General features: G+C 38.9%; 23 protein-coding genes. 6 read left to right on the top strand and 17 right to left on the bottom strand.

The features are described 5' to 3' along the window. Position 1 precedes the first annotated feature (1 nt). Positions 2-460 carry a MarR family winged helix-turn-helix transcriptional regulator gene (locus J1899_RS11015; RefSeq protein WP_214478670.1) on the bottom strand — a complete coding sequence of 153 codons (459 nt, stop codon included), beginning with the start codon at positions 458-460 and terminating at the stop codon, positions 2-4. 193 nt (positions 461-653) lie between these two features. Between J1899_RS11015 and J1899_RS11010 the strand changes: the two genes are divergently transcribed. The 4 genes from J1899_RS11010 to J1899_RS10995 all read left to right on the top strand — a co-directional run bounded on the left by J1899_RS11010 (position 654) and on the right by J1899_RS10995 (position 3,103). Then, complete coding sequence (locus J1899_RS11010; RefSeq protein ID WP_214478669.1) at positions 654-845, top strand: DEAD/DEAH box helicase family protein; 192 nt, start codon at positions 654-656, stop codon at positions 843-845. After that, positions 830-2,167: a PAS domain S-box protein gene (locus tag J1899_RS11005; protein WP_343216748.1), complete on the top strand. Its 1,338-nt coding sequence runs from the start codon at positions 830-832 to the stop codon at positions 2,165-2,167. Before J1899_RS11010 ends, J1899_RS11005 begins: the two co-directional genes overlap by 16 nt. Before the next feature lie 3 nt (positions 2,168-2,170). Continuing rightward, entirely contained in the window at positions 2,171-2,323 is a 153-nt protein-coding gene (locus J1899_RS22850) for an ATP-binding protein (RefSeq protein WP_214478815.1), read from the top strand. 147 nt (positions 2,324-2,470) lie between these two features. Beyond that, complete coding sequence (locus tag J1899_RS10995) at positions 2,471-3,103, top strand: LysE family translocator (protein WP_214478667.1); 633 nt, start codon at positions 2,471-2,473, stop codon at positions 3,101-3,103. 2 nt (positions 3,104-3,105) lie between these two features. Here J1899_RS10995 and J1899_RS10990 read toward each other — a convergent pair whose 3' ends face one another. Further along, on the bottom strand, positions 3,106-3,417 hold the full coding sequence (locus tag J1899_RS10990; RefSeq protein ID WP_214478666.1) for a hypothetical protein: 312 nt from the start codon (positions 3,415-3,417) through the stop codon (positions 3,106-3,108). A gap of 93 nt (positions 3,418-3,510) precedes the next feature. On the opposite strand from J1899_RS10990, the gene J1899_RS10985 reads away from it, so the two are divergent. Continuing rightward, on the top strand, positions 3,511-4,140 hold the full coding sequence (locus J1899_RS10985; RefSeq protein ID WP_214478665.1) for a LysE family transporter: 630 nt from the start codon (positions 3,511-3,513) through the stop codon (positions 4,138-4,140). A gap of 88 nt (positions 4,141-4,228) precedes the next feature. Beyond that, the gene (locus tag J1899_RS10980) at positions 4,229-5,593 is read left to right on the top strand and encodes an amino acid permease (protein WP_214478664.1); all 1,365 of its coding nucleotides are present in this window, start codon (positions 4,229-4,231) and stop codon (positions 5,591-5,593) included. 280 nt (positions 5,594-5,873) lie between these two features. On the opposite strand, the gene J1899_RS10975 is transcribed toward J1899_RS10980, so the two are convergent. The 15 genes from J1899_RS10975 to araB all read right to left on the bottom strand — a co-directional run bounded on the left by J1899_RS10975 (position 5,874) and on the right by araB (position 23,916). Further along, positions 5,874-7,367: a PH domain-containing protein gene (locus J1899_RS10975; RefSeq protein WP_214478663.1), complete on the bottom strand. Its 1,494-nt coding sequence runs from the start codon at positions 7,365-7,367 to the stop codon at positions 5,874-5,876. After that, positions 7,367-7,858: a PH domain-containing protein gene (locus J1899_RS10970; RefSeq protein ID WP_214478662.1), complete on the bottom strand. Its 492-nt coding sequence runs from the start codon at positions 7,856-7,858 to the stop codon at positions 7,367-7,369. Before J1899_RS10970 ends, J1899_RS10975 begins: the two co-directional genes overlap by 1 nt. A gap of 91 nt (positions 7,859-7,949) precedes the next feature. Beyond that, entirely contained in the window at positions 7,950-9,257 is a 1,308-nt protein-coding gene (locus tag J1899_RS10965) for an alkaline phosphatase family protein (RefSeq protein ID WP_214478661.1), read from the bottom strand. A 363-nt stretch (positions 9,258-9,620) separates the two neighbouring features. Further along, positions 9,621-11,096: a sodium:solute symporter family protein gene (locus J1899_RS10960; protein WP_214478660.1), complete on the bottom strand. Its 1,476-nt coding sequence runs from the start codon at positions 11,094-11,096 to the stop codon at positions 9,621-9,623. Positions 11,097-11,098: 2 nt separating this feature from the next. Continuing rightward, complete coding sequence (locus tag J1899_RS10955; protein ID WP_080846200.1) at positions 11,099-11,281, bottom strand: hypothetical protein; 183 nt, start codon at positions 11,279-11,281, stop codon at positions 11,099-11,101. A gap of 248 nt (positions 11,282-11,529) precedes the next feature. Continuing rightward, the gene (locus J1899_RS10950; protein ID WP_214478659.1) at positions 11,530-12,735 is read right to left on the bottom strand and encodes a sn-glycerol-1-phosphate dehydrogenase; all 1,206 of its coding nucleotides are present in this window, start codon (positions 12,733-12,735) and stop codon (positions 11,530-11,532) included. Positions 12,736-12,817: 82 nt separating this feature from the next. Next, positions 12,818-13,993 carry a family 43 glycosylhydrolase gene (locus J1899_RS10945; RefSeq protein ID WP_214478658.1) on the bottom strand — a complete coding sequence of 392 codons (1,176 nt, stop codon included), beginning with the start codon at positions 13,991-13,993 and terminating at the stop codon, positions 12,818-12,820. A 24-nt stretch (positions 13,994-14,017) separates the two neighbouring features. Further along, complete coding sequence (locus J1899_RS10940; protein ID WP_214478657.1) at positions 14,018-14,662, bottom strand: YesL family protein; 645 nt, start codon at positions 14,660-14,662, stop codon at positions 14,018-14,020. Between the two features lie 39 nt (positions 14,663-14,701). Further along, on the bottom strand, positions 14,702-15,538 hold the full coding sequence (locus J1899_RS10935; protein ID WP_214478656.1) for a carbohydrate ABC transporter permease: 837 nt from the start codon (positions 15,536-15,538) through the stop codon (positions 14,702-14,704). After that, the gene (locus J1899_RS10930; protein WP_246586640.1) at positions 15,538-16,491 is read right to left on the bottom strand and encodes a carbohydrate ABC transporter permease; all 954 of its coding nucleotides are present in this window, start codon (positions 16,489-16,491) and stop codon (positions 15,538-15,540) included. Before J1899_RS10930 ends, J1899_RS10935 begins: the two co-directional genes overlap by 1 nt. A 68-nt stretch (positions 16,492-16,559) precedes the next feature. Then, complete coding sequence (locus J1899_RS10925; RefSeq protein WP_214478655.1) at positions 16,560-17,924, bottom strand: ABC transporter substrate-binding protein; 1,365 nt, start codon at positions 17,922-17,924, stop codon at positions 16,560-16,562. A 76-nt stretch (positions 17,925-18,000) separates the two neighbouring features. Further along, positions 18,001-19,506 carry an arabinosylfuranosidase ArfA gene (gene arfA / locus J1899_RS10920; protein WP_214478654.1) on the bottom strand — a complete coding sequence of 502 codons (1,506 nt, stop codon included), beginning with the start codon at positions 19,504-19,506 and terminating at the stop codon, positions 18,001-18,003. A gap of 471 nt (positions 19,507-19,977) precedes the next feature. Then, positions 19,978-21,462, bottom strand: a complete 1,485-nt coding sequence (gene araA / locus J1899_RS10915; RefSeq protein WP_214478653.1) for an L-arabinose isomerase — start codon at positions 21,460-21,462, stop codon at positions 19,978-19,980. A 70-nt stretch (positions 21,463-21,532) separates the two neighbouring features. Next, the gene (araD, locus tag J1899_RS10910; protein ID WP_214478652.1) at positions 21,533-22,228 is read right to left on the bottom strand and encodes an L-ribulose-5-phosphate 4-epimerase; all 696 of its coding nucleotides are present in this window, start codon (positions 22,226-22,228) and stop codon (positions 21,533-21,535) included. Next, the gene (gene araB, locus J1899_RS10905) at positions 22,222-23,916 is read right to left on the bottom strand and encodes a ribulokinase (protein ID WP_214478651.1); all 1,695 of its coding nucleotides are present in this window, start codon (positions 23,914-23,916) and stop codon (positions 22,222-22,224) included. Before araB ends, araD begins: the two co-directional genes overlap by 7 nt. Positions 23,917-23,942 lie beyond the last annotated feature (26 nt).

The raw sequence follows: 23,942 nt of genomic DNA, 5'->3' as shown, positions 1-23,942 counted from the left end.
TTTATTCCTTCATTTCTTTTTCTAAAAATAAGGCGATTTGAGAAAGAGAATTCAGCAGCAGATTAGCCTGCTGTTCTGAAAGTCCATCAACAGCTTCTTTTAAAACAGTATAGTAGCTTCCTTTTTGCTCATGAATTGAATCCATTACAGATTTGCCTTCTTCACTTAATACAAGCTGCATTTCACGGCGGTTTCCTTCCACTGGATAGCGTTCAAGCAGTTCTCTTTGTACAAGTGCATCGATTGACTGACTGAGCGTACTCTTGGGAAACTGGGTTTCAATTCCGAGCTGTTTTTGTGTTATTTCTTTCTTAGAAGCAATGATGGTTAATAACATCAATTGCGGAGCAGTGAGCTCTAAGTCGGCAGCCGTTTTTTGAAATAACTTTCTTAACCCGCGATTAACGCGTTCAACCGACTTAAGCATGTCCGTAACCCTTTGGCTTGAATGATTTTTCATTTTTATCACCCTTATGAACAGTTCCATTCAGAACAGTTCTGAAATGTATGAGATAAATTTACTCCTTCCCTTAATACATGTCAAGCAAACAGGACTTTTGTTTTACAAATAAATAAGAGATTCATTCAAATTGTTCATAATATTGTATAATACTAGTATAAATGGTTGGATCACTATCGAGAGGTGTAGTTCAGTGGACATGAAGACAGCATTCTTAACTGAAGAAATAGAGATAAAAAACAAAGCACACATCCTTTATACGTATCAATCTGGTGAAAAATATGTAAATAATGCATACAGTTATATTATGACCGGACTTTCCAATAATCATCATGTCATTATAATTGAAAACGATATTCTTACAAAAAAATACAGGAAAAGCTAACAGGAATACTAAGCAAAGATGAACTGGGAAAAGTTCATTTTTATAATAATTATGATTATTATTTAGCAAACGATCATTTTCATATAGATAGAATTGTTCAAAACTTTGATAGAGTTTTAGTTCCATTAGTGAAACAGAATATATCTGTACGGACTTGGGCACATGTTGAGTGGCCAAAAGAAGAAAATATATCGCAAGTTCTCATGGATTTTGAAGAGAACGCCGATCGTGAAATTAATAAACATGGAATTATATCCGTATGCGCCTACGATGGAAACAGCCTGTCCGCTTCTATGCAAAATAAAATAATGGAATGGCACGAATATTTTATGACGGACGATGCTTTAGTACGTTCCTATCTTTACAGGGGAAATGATGCAATCTTTCCTTCATTGTCTGATCAAGATTTGCGGGATAAAAAGGTAGAAAGACAACTGTACGCAAAAAATGAGCAGCTGCAGGCATTTATGAAACAAAACCTAGACTCTGTAATGATTGTTGGCCAAAATGAAAAAGTCCTTTATATCAATCATATTTTTGAAGAAACGTTTGGCTGGAGTGCAGATGAAATTTTAGGTTTAAATGTTTATGAGCTGCCGGTTGCTACTGCGTTCAGTAAAGAAAAAAGAGATCGAAAAGACCAGAACATTAAAGAATCTGGTTCTATTTATAAAGTGGAGTGCACGCGACAAACTAAGGACGGCAAATCTATTAAAGTTCTGCAAACCTGTTTTCCCTTTCGAGATGAAGATGATCAGATCTTTGCCTGGGTGGTTATACTTAGAGACCAAACCGAAAGATATCAAGCTCAAGATCTTCTTCTGCAGTCAGAGAAGCTCTCGATTGCAGGTGAGCTTGCTGCAGGAATTGCTCATGAAATACGTAATCCGGTCACCGCGATTAAAGGCTTCCTCCAGCTCTTAAATGCAGATGGAAAAAATGTGAGGACCTATTATTTTGTGATGGCATCAGAAATTGAAAGAATTGAGCTAATACTAAGTGAACTGCTGATTTTGGCAAAGCCGCAGTTAACCGATTACAAATCAAATAATTTAATTGCCCTCATTAAGGATGTTATTACTTTGCTTGATGCACAAGCTAATATGAATAGTGTTCAAATTAAAACGATTTGCACCAACGATGAGATTTATGTAAAGTGTGATGTTAACCAAATCAAACAGATTTGCATCAATTTTATTAAAAATGGCATAGAAGCGATGGATTCTGGCGGAGTTTTAACAGTTAAAGTTGATCAAAGCACAAATGAAATTCTTTTGTCATTTATAGATGAAGGAAAAGGAATTCATGAATCAATTCTTTAAAAACTGGGTCAGCCCTTCTTTACTACAAAAGAGAATGGAACTGGATTAGGGCTTATGGTCAGCAAAAAAATAATAGAAGATCATCTCGGAAGCATGCAAATACACAGTAAGCTCAATGAAGGAACGACAATTGAGGTTAGGCTTCCAATTAGGTAAATAAGATTAAAAACAGTGAGCAGCATTATGCTCACTGTTTTTTTATGGACAAGAATACATACTGCCATGAATGCTTACATATCATTTAAAGCTAGTACTTTTTAGTAATAGATGATTAAAAAGGCAATTTAATTAGGTGGTGATCACATGAGTTTAACCATTTTACTCAGTTATATCATACTCGGCTTTACACTTGCAGCTCCCATTGGTCCTGTGAACTCTGCACGATTAGACAAAGGCATAAAAAACGGATTTTGGCATGCCTGGGCAGTTGGCGCAGGCTCCATGATTGCAGACGGCGTCTACATGCTCATTGTTTATCTCGGTATGGTGCAGTTTATTCAAGTTCCGCTAGTCCAAATTTTTTTATGGCTGTTTGGAGGCTTTATTCTAATTTATTCGGGTGTTGAAGGAATGATCAGTTCCAGTAAAATCACACTATCTGAATCGAGAGGAACAGAATCATTATTTAAATGTTTTCTAACTGGTTTTATTATGTCCATTACAAGTCCCTTAACTATTTTGTTCTGGCTTGGTATTTATGGCTCTGTACTCGCCAAAACGGTGCAAGTGAACGGTACCGGTTCATTAATCGTCTACAGTTCAATGATCTTCCTCGGCCTCATGCTGTGGGACGTGCTTGTTGCTGGCTTAACAACAGGTTTAAGGCGGTTTTTAACCGAGAATAGTCTGCGTTTTATCGGGATCGCTTCAGGATTATCTCTTATTGGGTTTGGTCTGTATTTTGGCTTCCAAGGAATTGTGGCTCTATTCTCCTAATATCACTCACTTATTGAACGGTACATCACCGTTTGCATACTGCCCTGCTCAATATTTTCCAGAAAGAAAGCTTCAATGAGTTTTTGATATTCTTCATCAGCGAACATCTTTTTATTTTGCAGTTCCAACTCAGCAAGTCCATCATAAATAGTTAAAAGTGAATATGTATGATCTTTGCCAGTAATGGGCGTGAGAATTTCTACTTTATGTTCATAATTCTCGGATCTAAATTTCTTCATTTCCTGCAAATTTTCAATCGCTTCTTTAAATTTACCTTGTTTGATTTCGAATGTTTGGTACACATACACTGACATATTGCTCACCTCTATACATAATTTGTAAGCCTTAGTATGTTCATTTGTGATGTCTTTATTCTTTCATTTACTTTTTAGGGAGTTGATCTTACAATGATTGTTTTTTTTAGCTATATCCTATTAGGGCTCTCGCTTGCTGCTCCGATTGGCCCTGTGAATGCCGCTGTGTTGGATAAAGGAATCAAAAAGGGCTTTTTTCATGGCTGGCTAGTTGGTCTCGGTGCCATGACTGCAGATGTAGTATATATGTTTGCTGTTTTTATGGGGCTTGTTCATTTTTTAGAATTTCCATTTGTTAAAGCTTTTCTCTGGTCGTTCGGCTTTTTCGTTTTAGTTTATACAGGCATTGAAACAATCATGGGAGCGGGCAAAATTATTTCTCCGAAAAGAACCAATGATGATACAAAGATCAAATCCTTTCTTTCCGGATTTTTCATTTCCATTTCCAATCCTCTGACGATTCTGTTCTGGCTGGGTATTTATGGTTCAGTTCTGGCTAAGACTGTTACAGAATTTGATCATGTACACTTAGCTTTATACAGCATTGCCATATTTATCGGCCTAATTATCTGGGATTTATTTATTTTGATGATTGCTAGCGGCTTTAGAAAAACGTTATCAGGAAAAACATTAGCGCTTATTTCCATTTTCTCTGGCATTTCTCTGATAGGCTTTGGTCTTTACTTTGGCTACCAGGCAATCTTGCTGCTATTCTTTTCGTAGTGATTGCTAAGCCAATCATTACCTTTTTTTAATCGTATAAGTTTCACTTCTCCTCCGCATGATAACGGTGAGATGAGGAGTGATACCTATGGATTTTTTTGTTCCTGGCAGTGGAAGCAGTGGAAAAAGCAGTGAAAAAGGCGATTTGAGCTGGTGGCAGCTTTCTCTCATTGGAGTAGGCTGTACGATTGGCACAGGATTTTTTCTCGGTTCAGCCATTGGTATTAAGATTACCGGCCCTTCTATTGTTTTTTCATTTATATTAGCGGCTTTTGGTACATACATCGTATATAACTTATTAGCAAAAATGACGGCAAAAGATCCGCATGACGGCTCTTTTTGTTATTATGCCGATCAAGCATATGGCCGCTGGGCTGGATTTAGCTGCGGCTGGAACTACTGGAGTTCAAATATTTTAATTATGGGAAGCCAGTTAACCGCATTATCTATTCTTTCGCGCTTCTGGTTTCCAAATGTGCCGCTTTGGCTATTTGCCATTGGTTATGCATGTTTATCTATTATTGTTGTACTAACAGGAAACAAAGGTTTTGATAAAGCTGAAAATCTCTTTGCGATCATTAAAACAGCCGCCATCATCATGTTTATCATTATCGCCTTTGCAGCGCTTTTTGGCTGGATTGGCGGAGATGTGAAACACCCTGGTTTCCCAAATGGTATGGGTGAACTGTTTCCTGAAGGCTATAAAGGCTTTTGGACTTCGTTAATTTACGCATTTTATGCCTATGGCGGGATTGAAGTCATCGGCTTAATGGCTATGAGATTAAAGAAAAAAGAGGATGCCCCAAAAGCCGGCATTATTATGCTTTTATTGCTTGTCATCATTTATGTTATTTCATTAGGACTTGCTGTATATATGGCAGCTCATGGTGATTTTCATGAAAAGGAAAGTCCATTTGTTACTGCTTTAAAAGATTACGATTTGGCCTTCTTCCCTCATGTGTTTAATGCTGCCATTATTATTGCAGGATTTTCAACCATGACTGCCTCGCTTTTTGGCGTCACTTCCCTGCTTGTAACAATGGCTCAAGGCGGAGATGCACCAGCTTTCTTTTCGAAGAAGATAAAGAAAATGAAGGACCTGCCTCTTCCTTCTCTTGGATTGGCTACGATTGGTCTCACGGCTTCCATTATTACTGCACTATTGCTCCCTGGGAAAATATACGAATACATTACAACCGCAGCAGGAATTTTAATTCTTTTTAACTGGGCTTTTATTATTATTTCTGCATTTAAAAATCTGGAGCTGAAAATTTGGGGAAAATTGTTATCGTGGATGGGTATTCTGCTCATTTTATTAGCGGTGAGCGGAACATTGCTGGAAAAAAGCATAAGGCCAGGACTGTATGTAAGCCTCCTGTTTGTCTTACTAATCGCCATTGCAGCGATAATTATGCAAAAGAAAGGCTGGAAGGAAGGCAACGGCAACTGTTAGGAACAAAAACATGGAACCGGATGATAAGATAAAAACTATTCTAATCATTCGGTTTTTATTTTGTAAATATAGCATTTTATTTTAAACACGAGTGAAATGAAGCGGAGGAAACTCGACTCCTGCGGGCTGTAGAGGAAAGGGTGAGAACCCGCAGGAGCGGCAGCGACGAGGAGGCTCAGCTTCCTCCCCGCGGAAAGCGAGTTTCTGCAGCGCAATGGAACGGAACATTTTAAAATAGGTTAACTAATATTGTGATTGTTCGTGTCCCAGCCACTTCCATTTATTTAATCGTAATCTCTTGTCTTCTTTCTCGATACCAATTCATAAACCGTGCGGCTAATTCATCTGGAATATCGTCAATTCCAGAATGATGTACCGGCTTTGAGCGATTGACGGTGCCGATTGTAGCCAGACCAAATTTCTTTTGCAAAAATCCTCTTGTTACGTTAATCTCAATGATTTTATCACGCTTTGTTACAAACAAGGTTGTACTCAAACTCCCTGATTTCATTTGAATAAAATGATCATTAATCACATATTGACTATTTAAATAATCCAAAACCCGTAATCCTGCAATGATCACTAATAATAGGATGGATATCAGCCACCACGCAAAGTCCATGTCGAATGGCTCTGGCTTGAAAATAAAGAGTGCGATTGTGGCAATGATCCATATCCAGCTTGGCCGCAGGAGTCGAATCCAAAATGATTTTCTTGGCAGCTTCTTCATATTTTTTGTCACACTGTAGGCTGGCAGTAATTCTTCAATAATCTCATTGGCACGCTGAACAGGAAGAAATGGATATAAAGAATTTATTTCTAAATTCTCCTCACCGATTCCCACACCACCCGCACTCGTTAGCTTTACTTCTGCCAAGCCTAGTATTCTTTTTAATGGTGTTTGGATCATTTCAATTGCCTGGACCCGGCTTTTGGATATTGAGAAAGCCGTTTCATCCAGGACTCCCTTTGTAATATAGATCCTCTCTTCATCAGAAGCAATAACATAATTCCCGTATTTTAAAAATGTCCTGACAACGCCAAAGAGAACGGATGCAATGATAATGATGGCAGCTGCTAAGGCATAGAACCACCATGTTTGCGGCAGAGCAGAAAGCAGTCCTTGTGCTTCTTCTTCAATCGAAAACACCTCATTAAAGTTAGATAACAATGAACCTACCACCGGGATGAGTAAAAGAAAGCTTAAAGACGTAAACGATGCACGGATCAGATCTTTTCTAGTTGGTGTAAAGTGAATAATTCGATTGTCCACGGCTTTGGCTTCAGGCACTTCTTCCAAACCTTCTGTTTCCTCGACTTCGTTCGAAACAGCTGGCCGTTTTTTCACCATATCTTCAAGCAGTTCAGCTTCTGACTTGGTGATCATTTTAAACTCAATCGATGCGTCATCCCCTGACATGCTTGTTTCAAACTGCAGAGAAGTCATTTTAAAAAGCTTATGAATAAAGGTCGTGCGGCGATTAACGTTTTGTATGCGTGAAAAAGGAATCGTTTGTTTCGATTTTGTGAAAATACCAGAATAGAGATGAAAAGTCTCATCCTCAACTTCATACCGATCTGTCTGCCATTTTAAAAAGATCGTCACAATACTAAATGCCAAAACGCATAGAAAAACAATTCTTCCATAAAAAACAAAGCTAGAATCTGAGCCAAATTGGATAACAAATAAATACAGAGCGATAAAGCCAAAGCTCTTTACAAGACCCAAAACCTCCAAAATCATGATCAGTGGATGATATCTTTTCGCAGACATTATTCCACTTCCTTTAGCTTGGCGTACTGCGCAATTTCATCTCTTAATGCTAATGCCACATCTTCCTGCAAACATGGAATAGTATGAGAAGAGCCCATCGTTTCAACTGAGATGCTCATCAGTCCGTATTTTTTCAGGATGGGTCCCTTATTGGTTGTTACAGCCTGGATCTTCGTCATCGGAATCAGCTCATGCTTTTCGGTAATGGTGCCAAATTTTAAATGAAGAAACTCTTCGTCCGCATTATAGCGCCACGCCTTATATAACAGATGCGGGCGCACAAATGTCCAGATGATGGATGGGATGGAAAGGACAGCTAAACCAATAAAGATCCAGCCGAGCCATTCCACCCACTGAAAATAATGATCTAAAAATAGTAATACGGCTATAACCACAAGTCCAATCGCATCTTCAATCAGACCAGTAATTCTCCACACTTTCTTTGCGTTCGCTGGAAGTGTAGTGGTTGGATTATGTATTTCGTTTGACAATATACTCACCTTTTCTATATTTCTTCTTATTTATATACGGCTATCTGCTGAAAAGGTTTCTTGAATTCTATTTTTCTGCCAAAATTATTTTCTAAATCTCTAAAAAATCCTCCAATACAACGCCATCGGTTTCAACTAAATCCAATCCAAGCAAGCGTGCCAGTGTGGGGCCAATGTCTACAAGACGCATATAGGGAATTTTCTGATTGGGTGATATTCCCTTTCCTGCTGCAAGAAAAAAGGTGGTGTAGTTTGGTTTAGTCGGTGAAAAACCATGGCATGCCAGCATATTCTTTGGATGATCATTGAGATTTTCTGTGGTGACTTCTTCTATGTAACGGCCATGAATGCTCTCAGCAAAATAATATCCCTTTTTCGCTTCCAGCATAAAGGCGCAGCGAGGGTCTGCTCCTCTTTCTCCAGCCTCCGCTCCTGTTAAAATAAACTCAATGCCTTCCAGCTGCTGTTCATCTACGATCTTTTTCACCAATCGTGCTGTTTCATGATCATGAACATCCTTTAAATAAATATACGCAGACCCATCACAGCTGTGACAATAGGCTTTCCAATTGACTACTTTCCCTTTGCTGTCAACTTCTATTAAATTATGTTCACGAAGTAGCACATTTAGATGTATTTTTCTATTTACATCAATCGCACTATGGTCCCCGAGCAATACAACAGTCGTTTCCTCTTCAGATCTGCATTCGCTGATCGCATCTAATAGAGCACCAAGTCTTTTGTCATGACGTTCAATGGCAGAGGCTGCATCCTCCGAGTGTACGCCATGAACATGCCTCTGCGTATCTAAATCTGTAAAGTGAACGAGCATGATATCTGGCTGCTTTTCTTTTAATGTAAAAACGGCTGATTCCAGGACAAAATCATCTAGTTGCGGCTGATTTAATCCATTTCGAATAGATCCAAATCGTCTATTTAATTCCAGCTGATACATAGGACTGCCGCTAAAGAGCGAGACAAGCACTTGATTTTGCCACGGGCGGTTCGGAAAAATCTCCGGTAAATTGTACTGAATATGCTTCGCTCTGCCAGTCACCGGCCATAATAGCGCCGCAGTCGTTAAACCTGCTTTGTACGCTTCATCATAAAGCGTTGTACCTTTGATATCTTTTCGATACCAATGCCAATCAGGTGAAATCCAGCCAGGCTGCAGCAGCGTATTATTCATAATACCGTGCCGATTTGGATAATTTCCAGTGACAATCGATGTATGACAAGGATAGGTGACCGACGGATAAATCGATTCTACATGCTCGGCATATGAAGCACTCTTTAAAATCCGCTGAAAATTAGGCAGAGCTGAAAATTGACTGAAATCTTCAGCAGCGAGGCAATCAAACGAAATCACAACCAGCTTTTTGCTTAAGGCATTCATCATACATCCTCCTTTCGAACCCTTTTTATAGGTTAAATTTTACCTTTATTTATCTATCTTTCCAAGATATTTGTGAAGAAGGATGTTAGATCAACACGATCAAATTCATAGGTTGTTAAAGGTTCTTTAAGTAGATAACATGATTCTTATTTTCGGTTATATCTGGAGCCTAGCTAATTTTACGTGCTTTAATTTTTTATACTTTTTGATTATAATAGCAAGTTTTTGGAAAATGAGAAAATGGAAGGTGATCCATTTAAACTTTGCTGAATGAATGCAATTTGTTTTTAAGTCAATAATCAAAACAAAAATAAAAAAAGCCGCCCATTTTGCATAAGCGGCTTAGCTGTTATTCATCAGAACATTCTACACAATTTTATTGCGTTTCAATTCTGTTTTTAAGTATGTTAGAAACTCATTGGCTTTTTCTACTGGGGCTTTGGTCATTAAGCTAACCACGATATAAAGGACCGTAGAAAGTGTGATTCCCCATAAACCGGAGGCAAGCCCGAATGGCTTGAATTTCAAGAGTTCAAGCACAATGACGACCACACCACTTACGGTAACACTCGTAATGACCCCGGCAGCTGTTCCTCTTTTCCAGAAGAATGCACCGATGATCCCTGGTACCGCAACAAGCAGCCCTGCAGACGATGCGACGGATAAGACTGCAATCAAACTGACATTGGATTGTGCGAACAAATAGGCTAAGATCGCAATCACCGGAATGACAATTTTCCCTACTAAAAGCTGCTTGCGATCATCACTGTCTTTCTTAATATTTCCATAAACATCTCTGGCAAACAACGAAGATAAAGTCAATAGGATGGAATCAATGGTTGAGATCGCCGCGGCCATAATACCAACCATAACAATTGCACCTAAAATAGGCGGAACTAATTCAGATGACAATATTCTTGGTGTTGCAAGATCGGCATTTTCCAAATCCGGAAACATGACAGATGCTGAAAATCCCCATACAACCGAAACGATTGTGTAAATAAATCCAAAGATTAAAAATCCCATTAGCATCGTGCGTAAGCTCTTTAACGAAGCCGGCATAAATAATCGTTGGCTGACTTGCGGGTTGGAAAGACTGAAGAAAAACCATGGCACCGTCAATCCCAGAAACGTTAAAAAGCTGAAGTAGCCATTCCCTGGAACCGATAATGCCTGCGGTTCATTCGTTTTTAACGTATCAAAGAATTCTCCTACTCCACCTAATCCGCGAATAATGAGCAGCACGACAATCGTTGATGTAATAATCATCATTAACGCCTGCAGTGAATCTGTCCATGCAACAGAACGAATACCTGCAATATAGGAAAATACCACTGCCAGCACGGTTGCGATGATCACACCCGTTGTAAAAGGGATCGCATTATTGGTCATTCCCTGCAATAAATACCCTACCCCGGCCAGTTGGACTGCACTATAAGGAATTAAAAATAAACAGCTAAACAATGAGACGACAAAAGCGACTTTTTTACTATTGTAACGATCCCCGAGCATTTCGGATGGCGTCACATAGCCATATTTTTTCCCGACAAGCCAAAATCTCGGACCAAAAAAGGCAACTAGTGAAACACCCATAAAATAAATGATTTCAAACCCATAAGCCCCTACACCGCCTGTATATGTAAGACCTGCCAAACCAACAAGCATAAAAGCACTATAGGTTGTCGCGCTATAACTTAACGCAGAAACAAAGCCGTTTAGCTTGCGATCTCCTAAAAAATAACTGGTCATATTGACTTGTTTTCCGCTTCGTGATAAATACGCAATAATAAGAGAAATAATAATATAAATGCCAATGGTCCACCAAACTAAATTCGTACTCATGCCTATTCACCCCAATTCTTTGATAAAAAATAATTGATCACAATAATGATCACGGCCAAAACCGTCCATAACAAGAAACTTCCATACCATGCTTGCACATTTGTCAGTACTGTATAAGGAAGGAAATAGCCTAATAAAACAATGACAAGGATCGCTAAAGCCCACTTTAATTCTCTTGATTTCATTTCATCACCCCGATTTTTATCAATCAATCCTATTACATTATACATCAGAATAGACAGGTGTAAAGACACTTATCAAAAAAAGCTCAAAAGAAAACAGATCAACTGACAAGCTTAAAAGGTGAAGACAATGGTTTCGTCTCTCTCATCCTTTTTGAAAGTGTAAAAGACCCTAACACATTCGTGTTAGAGCCTAACTTAGTTATTCCTAATTAAAATTAAATTATACAAGAATATAGCAGCAACGAATCTTATACTACATTCATTTTTATCGGGTATTTTATATGTGAGTTTGTTTGTCTATTGATCAGCTTTAAAAATGTACATCGATCTCTTAATTGGTATGCCTCATTCAAACTTCTTTCTACTAATTCATTAGAGATTCCAATATCTAACGGAACAGAAGGACCGCCAGCAGCTTTCAGCAGATCTTTCACATATTCTGGATTAGGAAGATGATAGATTGCATTTTTTATGTCTTCCCAATGTTTCTTTAATGCTTGCTTTTCGTCATCGCTTCCCGAAATGTGATCAATATTTAAATTCGCAGCGCATTCCTTGTATAATTCAATCAGAACGGCTGTGGCAACGCCCACTTTTGCTCCATGCAGGATTTGTTTCTTATCTTCTTTTAAAAGCTCCATCTCCCAATAATGAGATAAATGATGCTCACCGCCTGATGCTGGTCTTGAGTGATCCAGTATGAACATGACGATTCCTGAATCAATTAAAGCTGTCATTAAACCTTTTATAGCGTCATCATCGTGATGAGCGATGCCATCTACATTGTAAATACACCGCTCTAGTGAGTTACGCACTATTTTTGCTGCCAAAGGCTGATAAGGCTCATTCCCTATTAGATTGGATATTTGCCAATCAAGTAAAGAAGTATATTTTCCTAACATATCGCCAAGTCCTGCAGCAGTCAATTCACGTGGCGCTCTTTTAATGATCTCTATATCTGCAAAAATGGCAATGGGAGATATTGATTGTATGGTTTGCTTAAATCCATCTATGATGAGCGGGGCTCCTTTTGAAGTAAAGCCATCCACAGAAGCAGCGGTTGGGACAGATATAAACGATTTTTGCATTTTACAGCTGACAAAGCGAACAATATCATGAATGGTACCAGCTCCAACAGCTAACATGATGTCCGTTTTATCAGATGATTGCAGAAGCAGTTGAACTATAGCGCTTTCATCTGCAATCACTTGGTTGTGTTTGTTAGGTTTTAGTTTTACTATATTTATTTCAAAACCCTCGGGAGACAAAAGATCAGCTAACTGATTTCCAGCTGCCTTCCATGTCTGTTCATCACAAACTAAGGTAATATTTCTCCATTTTTTTGCTGTTAAAAACGAAGGCACTAAATTCAAAGCATGATTACTTAGTTCAATATGAGGCAGACTGATCCTAGTCGAACTGACTTCGTCTGCCAATTGATATAAGTCTTCCATTACAATGCTCCTTTCAATCGTTTCTTCATTTGAAATAAAGGCTTTTTTCGTCCTGTGAACTTAAATAACGAATTCAACATCTTCAGCTGTTATCCTTGACGGTAATCCTCGCCGTTACTTCTATTATTCGTTCATCGAATGTCTGGCCGGGAATCCCAAAATAAGGAGTTCCATCGGTCTTCCATAACAACTGCTGTACTCGGGCGTGACGGTTATGGTCATAGAGAGGATTTCCTGCGATTTCTTTATAGGGACGAGCATGATAGACGAGCAAATCTGTCTTTCCATCTTCGGCAACCGTAAAACTATTATGGCCAGGACCGTATTCACTTGTAATTTCACTCGAGGAAAATACCGGTTCATCCGTTTTCATCCAGGATTTTGGGTCTAATAAATCACTGTCTTCATCTGCTGAAAGCAGCCCCATTGCATAATGATGATTCGTTTCACTGGCAGAATAAGCAATAAACACTTTTCCATTCCGTTTAATCATTGCCGCCCCTTCGTTTACGTGAAACCCAATCTGCTCCCATTCCAATTCAGGTGTTGATAACAGTACTTGTTCTCCCTTAATTCTCCATGGATTTTCCATTTCTGCGATATAAAGATTAGAAATAGTATCATTCTCAACCTTTTGAGCCCAAACCAAAAACCTCTTGCCTCCGTGTTCAAATGTTGTTGCATCTAAAGAAAAGCTTTGAAAATTCGTGTTCACTTGCCCTTTTTCGGTCCATGTTCCTTCTAATGGATTGTTTTCCGCAGTTTCGATCACATATGGGCGAATTCCCCAGACATCTTCCTTTTCTCCTGCTGCAAAATGGATATACCATTTTCCGTCTATGTAGTGTAATTCAGGTGCCCAAATATGCTCAGACATGACGCCCGTTTCATGTGCTTCCCAAACCACAACTTCTTCAGCCGTTTGTAAACCTTCAATTGTTTTTGCTCTCCGTAAAACAATTCTGTCGTATAACGGATATGAACCGGTAAAATAATAATAGCCATCAGTGTGCCGAACAATATACGGATCTGCTCTTTGTTCAATTAATGGATTGGGGTATTGTTTAAACTCAATTTTTCCTTTTATCTCAAAATAGCCTGCTTGATTGACTGCGTCTTCATCCGTTTCCTCCCAAATCACATCTACTAGCACATTGATCCCGTTGTTCAATTCCACTTCTATTTTGCCGGGGAGCTCTGGCTGCTGTCCGACAGCTGTTTGAATCTCTACATTTTCTAATTTACCTACCTTAAGCAAGTGATCATCTCCTCTTCTGCCCAATTAGTTAACTTGCTCTGTTTCTTTATGAAATGGTTCATCAGACATTTTCTTAAAAACCTGCAGTGCCAGCCAAATGGAGATTAGCGAAGGTACACTGAAGGAGAAAAACGGTATTACCCCCGGAAAGCTTAAAGATAAATAAACGGAAGCAAATATGGATAGTCCAATCGCTAACGTATAATGAATCTTTGTCAGGCCGATAATAAACGCTATTTTCATATATTCAAACCAGTTATTATGAAAATGACTCAGTAATGGAAAACTCCAAACAGCGATTATGGCGAAAAAAAACACAAGTATATAAAAAGAAAACGGCACTATGATCCAAACCTCTTCTTTTGTATTCAATAATAATTGATAATTATAATAAAGAATCCCTCCAATGAAAGTAAGCACCCAGCCCATTATGTTGGCATTTACAAACTCCTGTTTATACTTGTCCTTAAACGTTTTTCTAATGGAAATATCCACATCACCCATGACCCATTTCCGAGTCACCCCTAATGCAGCAGCGGTTGCTGGAAACATTCCGCCAATGATTAGTCCCTTTAATGTGTAAAAAATCCATAATAGATTTAGGACAACTGCACGTGTAATCCAGCCAAACAACTTGTCGAGTGACGAAACGATTTCATTGCCATTCATGGTTTGTTACCTCCTTTTGAAGGATTCTTTACTGCTAAATTATCCTTTGACGCCGCCAACTGTCAGCCCCGATACAAAATAGCGCTGGAAAAATAGAAACAATATAACAATCGGAATAATTGTCATAACGGATCCGGCAATTAACACGTCATAATTGTTTCCATATGGTGTTAATAAAGTAGCTAACCCAATTGGCAGCGTAAACATATCATTTGATCTTAGAACTAATAAAGGCCATAAGAAGTTGTTCCAGCTGTTTAATCCTTGTAAAATGGCCATTGCGGCAAAAGAAGGAAGCATTAATGGCATCATAATTCTATAGTAAATTCCATACTCGGTCGCACCATCAATTCTTGCCGCATCCATTAGTGCTTTTGGCAGTCCTAAAGCATATTGTCTAAAGAAAAATACAGCAATTGGTGCTACAATTAACGGCAGCATCACGGAGAAGTAGCTGTCAATTAAATTCAGATCGATCATTAAGTCGTAAAGCGGCAGCATTAATATCTCAAACGGCACCATGATGATAAATAGTACAAGTATAAAAATAAAATTTCGCCCTTTAAAATCATACATGGCTAATGCATATCCAACCATTGAAGAAAAAAACAAAGACAAAAATATGGTTAGTGTTGAAATGATTAAACTATTCCCATACCATTGCCAATACTCACCAGCTTCAGTAAAAATATAGATATAGTTATCAATATTCAATTCGCCCAAATTAAACGTTAAGCTCATCCCATTTCTCATTAAGTCAGATGAAGGCCTGAAGGATGAGATGATTAGCCCTAAAATGGGAAATAGGGCTATAAAAGATATAATCGCGAAAAAAATCGTTCCGATCACGGTTGCTGTTTTGTAATTTTTTATCATTACTCGTCACCTCTTTTAAATGCACCTGTTATCAGCAGCTGAACAAAACTCACAACAAAAATAATGAGCATCAAAACAACGCCAATGGCAGCGCTAAATCCCATATCATTCATTTGGATGCCCTGCTGATAAATATAGCCGACAACTGTTGTTCCAATATTGCCTGGTGAACTCGTTTCCCAGAATACAAAGCTTTCCTCAAACATCCGGAACCCATTAATAATACTAATTGTGACGACAAAAATAGTAATAGGTTTCAAGAATGGCAGTGTTACATAATAGAACTTCTGAAATACATTTGCACCATCAATTTCTGCTGCTTCATATAGCTCCTTTGGTACATTCTGAAGTGCAGCTAAGAAATATAGAATATTCACACCCATCCAGCGCCAAGAACATAAAATCACCATTAGGAACATCGCAGACCATGAATTATATCTCCAATCAACCGCCTCTAATCCTAAGAAACCAAGGACTTGGTTGGCAACAGCTGCATCTGATTCACCAAACATCATTCGAAAGATCGTACCTGCAACGATAACGGATGTTAAAGACGGAATAAATAATGAAGCTCTAAATAAGGTTTTGAACCTGACAATTTTTGAATCTAGTAATACAGCAAAAATAATGGGAAGAACGGTAAGGACCAGAACAGTTAATATGACATAAATAGTCGTATTTTCTAAAGCACGATAAAATGTCGGATTAAAAATTCGTTCATAATTGCTCCAGCCAATGAACTGTCTTTCACCAGGCAGCACTCTCTGAAAGCTCATGACGACTGCTTGAATAGCTGGATATAAAGTTAATAATAAGAAAGAGATGATGAAAGGAGACACAAAAACAAATGGCGCTACTTTCTTCGAATTCATAAACTTCATAAACTTGTTCTGTTGTTTAGGTGTTTTAGGAGTTTTTATTTCCTTATTGGCATCCATAGGTGTTTCCAGCATATGTTACCCTCCCTGCATGTAATTTTAATACTACAAGGACAGTAGTTTTCCCTGCCCTTGTAGTTCTTTTATTTCGTAGATTCCATTTTTGCTCTAATCGTGTCAGCCGCTTGTTTAAGCGCTTCTTCAGGTGTCTGAGAATCTTCTCTGATCACACTGTGCATCACGTTTGTCTGTAATTCGGTAATAACCTCTGTCGTAAATTCTGTTAATTCCACACCATTTACTTGATCTTTTATTTCACCTAACATATCCCAGATGTAATCACCGAAATAATCGAAATATGGATTGTCTTCCTGTAATTCTGGTGATTCCCAAACATCTGTACGCACTGGATCAAATCCTAAAAGTTTCCACAATTGGATGCTTCCTTCTTCAGAAAGTTTCGCGTAAGCTAAGAATTCTTTCGCTAGATCCACGTTTTCTGATTGAGAAGTAACGGATGTACCAGTACCTCCCATACCAGTCGTTCTGGCGTCAGAGCCCGGCCATAATGGCATCGGTTTCATAACCATCTTCCCTTTTAGATCTGGCATATAATCGATAAATCTTCCCATATACCACAGTGGCATTGTTAAGGAAGCTGCACCGCCATCGTTCATAAATCCATAATACTCTTCTGAGTGATGGAAACCGCCTGGCGTCGGAACAGCAATTTTATGTTCATGAACCATATCACGCAGGAATTGGAGAGCTTCAATATTTTTTTCATTGTCTAATGTAAGTTCTTCGTTCTCATCAAAGAAACTTGAGCCGCTTTGGCTGACGAGCGGCCAGAAGCTCCAATGCTCATCTGTTTCAACAGTTGTCATCGGTTTCCCTGTTACTTCTAAAACAGTCTTCCCTGCTTCTACATAATCTTCCCATGTTTCGATTGCATCAATATCCACACCAGCTTCATCCATTATTTCCTGATTATAATACACGACCGTTGCACCCAGATGTGTTGGAATAGCATAATGCTTACCGTCTTTTCCATACAAATCAAAGCGTGTATCGATAATGACATCTTTTAACGGCTCGGTATATTCATTCATTGGCTCAAGCTGAATCTCACCTTGTAAAAAGCTTGAAAACCGTCCCACTTCGATATCAACAAGATCTGGCGCACCCGATCCTGATTGAAACGCCATCAGCAAGTTGTTATGCATTTGATCATATGGATACGTTTCAGCCACTAATTTAATCGGACGGTCAGGAAACTCTTCATTCCATCTTTCAGTAGCATCTTCATAAATTTGCATATGCAATTCATTGAATGTCCAGAAAGTTAATTCTGTTGCATTTTCTAAATCATCTCCTACTGTGGCAGTTGCATTTTCATCTGGAGCATTTTCGTTGCCGCTATCTCCTCCAGCTTCTTTGTCCCCAGAGCACGCAGCAAGCACCAGTAAAATAAATAGACTAATACCTACAACCCAAAGCTTTTTCATCTTCTTTCCTCCCCTTTTTGAACATACAAGAAATACTTTATATAAAACTAGGATTTACCCAGTTTCACATCATGAATTATTTTAATCGGATCACATTCCACGATGTTTTCGGTACAATAATCTGTAATTGTCCGCCTTCTTTGGTAGATTCACCATTGGAATGCGGTACTACATTTTGGGATTCTGCTGTATTTGCGGCTTTCAAATGATCATTCTCTAACACTAAGTGCTCAACTACCTGATATTCTTCAAAACTTCTAATATCAGCAGTCAGATTAATGGTTTCTGACAAGTGCTTATTCACCAAAAATAACGTTAGTTCTTCATTTTCTTCATTAAATACAGCTGCACAATCTATATACGGTACATCTGTGAAGTCTTTGCTGTCATATTTTGGAGCAGATAAAATGGGTTTTATTGAGATCCCTCTGCCATACAAAGATGTGTGCATATAAGGATAAAAGATCGTTTGTTTCCAAGCACGGCCATTATTCTCTGTCATGATTGGTGCAATCACATTCACTAATTGAGCTAGACACGCCATTTTCACGCGATCAGCATGAAGTAAAAATGTGATTAACATGCTGCCAACCAGCAATGCATCTTCAAAATTATAATGATCTTCAAGCTGTGGCGGCGAAATGGTCCAAGGATCAATCTTTTTGTCAGCTTCCCTCGAGTGATACCATACATTCCATTCATCAAAGCTAAGGTGCATCGTTTTTTTGCTTCTGTGTTTGGCTTTGATATAATCGCAGGTTGAAGTGACTGTTTTTATAAAATGATCCATATCCACATTTTTCGCTAAATAGTTTGCTGGATCATTTTCAGAATTACCGTAATATTGATGAAGGGATATATAATCCACTTCTTCATAGGTATGATCTAATGTGATGGCTTCCCATTCGGGGAATGTCGCCATTCCAGTATTAGAACTGCCGCATGCTACAAGTTCTATTTCAGGGTCAACGAGTCTCATAGCTTTTGCTGTTTCCTTGGCTATTCGCCCATACTCATGTGCCGTTTTGTGTCCAATTTGCCACGGTCCGTCCATCTCATTCCCCAGACACCAAGTTTTAAATTTATGCGGCTTTTCATAGCCATGCGATTTTCTAAGATCACTCCAGTATGTTCCGCCAGGATGATTGGTGTATTCTAGCAAGTTTCTGGCTGCGTCGATGCCTCTTGTACCCAAGTTAACCGCCATCATTACATCTGCATTTACCTTATTTGCCCAATCAGCAAATTCATTTGTACCTATTTCATTTGTCTCTATCGTACGCCAGGCCAGCTCTAATCGTCTTGGCCGATCACCCACTGGTCCGACCCCATCCTCCCAGTTGTAACCGGATACAAAATTTCCGCCAGGGTAACGGATAATGGGCACTTGCAGCTCTTTTACTAGATGGATCACATCTTTTCTAAAGCCCTGTTCATCAGCTTGCTCATGATGAGGGTCGTAAATCCCTCCGTAAACTGCTCGACCAAGGTGCTCAATAAACGATCCATAAATTCTTTTATCCACAGGTGCAATTTTATAATTCCGATCCAGCACTACTTTTGCCTTCAATTGACTAGACATGTATACACCCCTATCCTTTTAATCTAGTTAGGTTTATTAAACAAATCATGAACTGAGTTCTTTTGAATCCTACTCCCTCTATCTGTATCCGTTTTCATTTTGATCAATTAAAATGAGTTTAAGTATAGCAAACTATAAAATATCGCCTGTATTTGTACGTATAAGTTAATGAAGCTCTTTTATTAGATACTCGAAAAATTGTATTTCTTAGCCATTGCAGAGTTATTATGGGTCTTTAGAGAATATTTGCACGTCACATTCAAAGAATCTCTCTATGTATTTATAAAAATTATACATCCAGAGATTCATGAACTCAAGATGACACTAATTTGTACGTATAAGTTGATTATAAATAACTATATTTTGAAATACAATATAATTAACTAAATTTTTAAAATTTTTAACTTATATATTACCTGACATTGTAATAGGCTTATTTTACAAAGAGTACAGCTAGAATCTTAAATGAGTTTATCGATAGAGCGCTTCATTCCAGCGTAATTCATTTCTTAGATTATACGAATTTGTATCCTTATTAATCAGCAGGCATTCAATCCCCGTCAACTCAGCCCAATCCTGCAATTGCTCCGTTGTTACATTAAACGAGAAGCAGGTATGATGAGATCCCCCAGCCAAAATCCAATTTTCTGCCGATTCGCTTAAAGATGGCTGCGGCTTCCACAATACTCTGGCCACCGGTAAATTCGGCAATTCATTTGCTGGTTTAATTGCGTCTACCTCATTAATAATCATTCTAAAGCGATTTCCCATATCTACAATGGTTGCGTTTACAGCATGACCGCTGACTCCATCAAATATCATTCGAGCAGGTGGATTTTTTCCTCCAATACCAAGTGGATGAACCTCTATTCTTGGTTTGGTTGCAGCGATACTCGGACATACTTCAAGCATATGAGATCCCAGAACAAGTTCATTGCCAGGTTCAAAGTGATACGTGTAATCTTCCATAAAAGAGGTCCCTTTTCCTTCTGCAATGATTTTCATCATTCGTACAAGGGCAGCCGTTTTCCAGTCACCTTCCCCTGCAAAACCATAGCCTTCTGCCATTAAACGCTGAACAGCAAGACCAGGGAGCTGCTTCATACCGTGAAGGTCTTCAAATGTAGTCGAAAATGCAGAATAATTTCCATCTTGAAGGAATGCTTTTAATCCTAGTTCAATTCTGGCTTGTTCACGAATAGAGTCCTTGATCCCCCCTTCTTTTAGTGCTTCAGGTGAGATATCGTAAAGTTCTGAATACTCATCCAGCAACTGGCTTACCTCTGTTTCAGATATATCATTCATTCTTTGCACAAGGTCGCCAATTCCATAGCCATTCACAGTCCAGCCGAACTTAATTTGTGCTTCGATCTTGTCACCTTCCGTAACAGCCACTTGGCGCATATTATCACCAAATCTAGCGACTTTTAAAGTGCGGCCTTCATTGAATGCCACCGCCGTTTTCATCCAGCTGGCGATTCGTTCGCGGACATGATTATTTTCCCAGTGCCCAGCAACTACCTTGCGTTTTACATTTAATCTGCTGCTAATAAATCCATATTCACGATCACCATGGGCGGACTGGTTTAAATTCATGAAATCCATATCTATTTCATTCCATGGAATATCACGGTTATATTGTGTATGAAAATGTAACATCGGCTTTTGAAGTAATCCTAGACCTGAAATCCACATTTTAGCAGGTGAGAACGTATGCATCCATGTCAAAATTCCTGCACAGTTCTCATCAGCATTTGCTTCTAGAACTAACCTGCGTATGGAGTCTGCATCCTTAACAATTGACTTAAAAATGATTTTATAGGGGATCGATGGATGGATGTCTAATGCTTTGGCGATTTCAATTGAGTTTTTCTCAACCTGTTGAATAACATCTTCTCCATATAACATTTGACTCCCAGTTACAAACCAGAATTCGTATTCTCTTGTCTTTAGCATCTTTAACTCTCCTTTACTCTTTACAAAGTTTTTAAGAATGTTATTTCTATAGTTTGTTATAAGTCTAAACCTATTTTTGACCATAATAGGCATGAACTCCATGCTTACGGAGGTAATGCTTATCAAGCAGGTATTGATTAATTGGCTGCTGCTGCAGATTAAGCTGATATGTTTGAAGAGCCATTTTGGCCACTTCTTCTAGAACAACCGCGTTGTGCACTGCTTGTTGAGGACTTTTTCCCCAGCAAAATGGTGCGTGGTTTGAAACAAGCACACCAGGCATTGCAGCAGGATCAAGTCCATCATTTTGAAACTTTTCAACGATCACTTTACCTGTTTCCACTTCATACGCCCGGCCAATTTCTTCTTCCGTTAACTTACGGGTACAAGGAATTTCACCATAAAAGTAATCTGCATGTGTGGTTCCGAGTGGCGGTATGGACCTGCAGGCTTGTGCCCAGGTTGTCGCCCATGGTGAATGGGTATGAACAATCCCGCCGATTTGAGTAAATTCCTTATAAAGCTCCAAATGTGTCGGTGTGTCTGAAGAAGGGCGCAGGCTTCCTTCTACAACATTACCTTCCAGGTCAACCACAACTAGATCCTCAAGCTTTAAACTTTCATAAGGCACACCACTTGGTTTAATAACTACTAAGCCTAGATTTCGTTCGATACCGCTTACATTTCCCCATGTAAAGGTTACTAAATTATGTTTTGGAAGCTGCAGATTAGCCTCAAGCACTTCCTGCTTCAGTTTTTCTAGCATACTACTCCCCCATCTTTCACCTGAAGACTATCTTTCTTAATCTTCTTTAGCCTTTTCATGATATTGTTCTGCCCTCTGCCAAAGTAATCGTATAATTTCTGATATTCTTCAAAAAGCTGATCATACACGTCAGCATTTTTTTTATTTGAAACGTAAGTTTGATCTTTAACTCCTCCCATGACCGCTGCTGCATCAAAAATCGTTTCATATCCTCCCTGTTCCTTACCAGCAGCCACAGAGCCAAACATAGCTGAGCCAAGAGCTGGTGTCTGGGACGATGACGAGATGCGAATTTCCATCTTTAAAACATCTGCGTAGATCTGCATCATCATTGAATTTTTCTCGGCAATTCCCCCGCATGCATAAATATCATTGACCGGAACACCGTGTGTACGAAATGTTTCAACAATCATGCGAGTACCATAAGCGGTTGCTTCAATTAAAGCCCGATAGATTTCTTCAGGTTTGGTTAATAATGTTGCCCCGATCAATAATCCAGTTAAATCAGCATCTACAAGTGTAGATCGATTTCCATTCCACCAATCCAGCGCAATGATACCGCTTTCACCAACCGCCAAAGAATTTGCTTTTTCTGTTAACAACTGATGGATATTGATTCCTCTTTCCTCTGCCTCTAAATGGTAGCTTGCCGGAACACAGTTTTCAGTAAACCATTCAAAATGATCCCCTACACATGACTGACCTGCTTCATAGCCCATTAATCCTGGAAGCACCCCATCTTCAACGACCCCACAAATACCTGGTACTACTCTTTCTTCTTCTCCTAACAAAATATGACAAGTGGATGTACCCATTATCATCAATAATTTCCCCGGTTCCGTAATTCCCACTGCTGGAACTGAAACATGGGCATCTACATTTGCAATGGCAACAGCCGTTCCAGGATTTAATCCTATTAGGTTTGCCATATTTAAAGTAATTTCACCAGCTTTTTTTCCTATTGAATAAACTTTATCTGATAATTTTTCTTCTACTACGTTTTCAAGCCGCGGGTCCAATGATTTGAAAAAATCTTTAGAAGGATAGCCTAACTTTTTATTCCAAATTGCTTTGTAACCAGCTGTGCAGCTATTTCGTTTTAACTCACCGGTAAGCTGATAGATGACCCAGTCAGATGCTTCAACAATTTGATCTGCAAGTTCATAAATGTCTGGTGCCTCATTAAGAATTTGCCATATCTTAGGAATCATCCATTCTGATGAAATTTTTCCTCCGTATCGGTTTAAAAAGCTTTCTCCGCGTTTTTCTGCTATTTCATTTAGAATATTGGCCTCTTCCTGGGCCGCATGGTGCTTCCATAGCTTTACATAGCTATGAGGATGGCTCGCATATTCATCTAACATACAAAGCGGTTGCCCATGCTTGTCGATCGGAAGAATTGTACATGCGGTAAAGTCAATGCCTAAACCAATCACATCGTCTGCAGATACTTCTGCTTTCTGTAAAACTTCCGGTATCGTAACCTGTAAAACTTCTAAATAATCTGCAGGATGCTGCAGGGCCCAATCATCTTCTAATCTTGTGATTCCATCTGGAAGCCATTCATCCATAACTCCATGGGTATATTCTTTAACCGAGGAAGCTACTTCTTTTCCAGAAGAAACCTCAACAAGAACGGCTCTTCCTGATTGAGTCCCAAAATCAATGCCTATTGCAAATTTAGTCAATAGATTCACCTCATTTAGTCATTTTT

It is taken from the genome of Cytobacillus gottheilii (assembly GCF_018582665.1).
Lineage (GTDB): Bacteria > Bacillota > Bacilli > Bacillales > Cytobacillaceae > Cytobacillus > Cytobacillus gottheilii.
The sequence above is the reverse complement of the archived record's forward strand: the minus strand, read 5'-3'. Positions and strand labels throughout refer to the sequence as shown.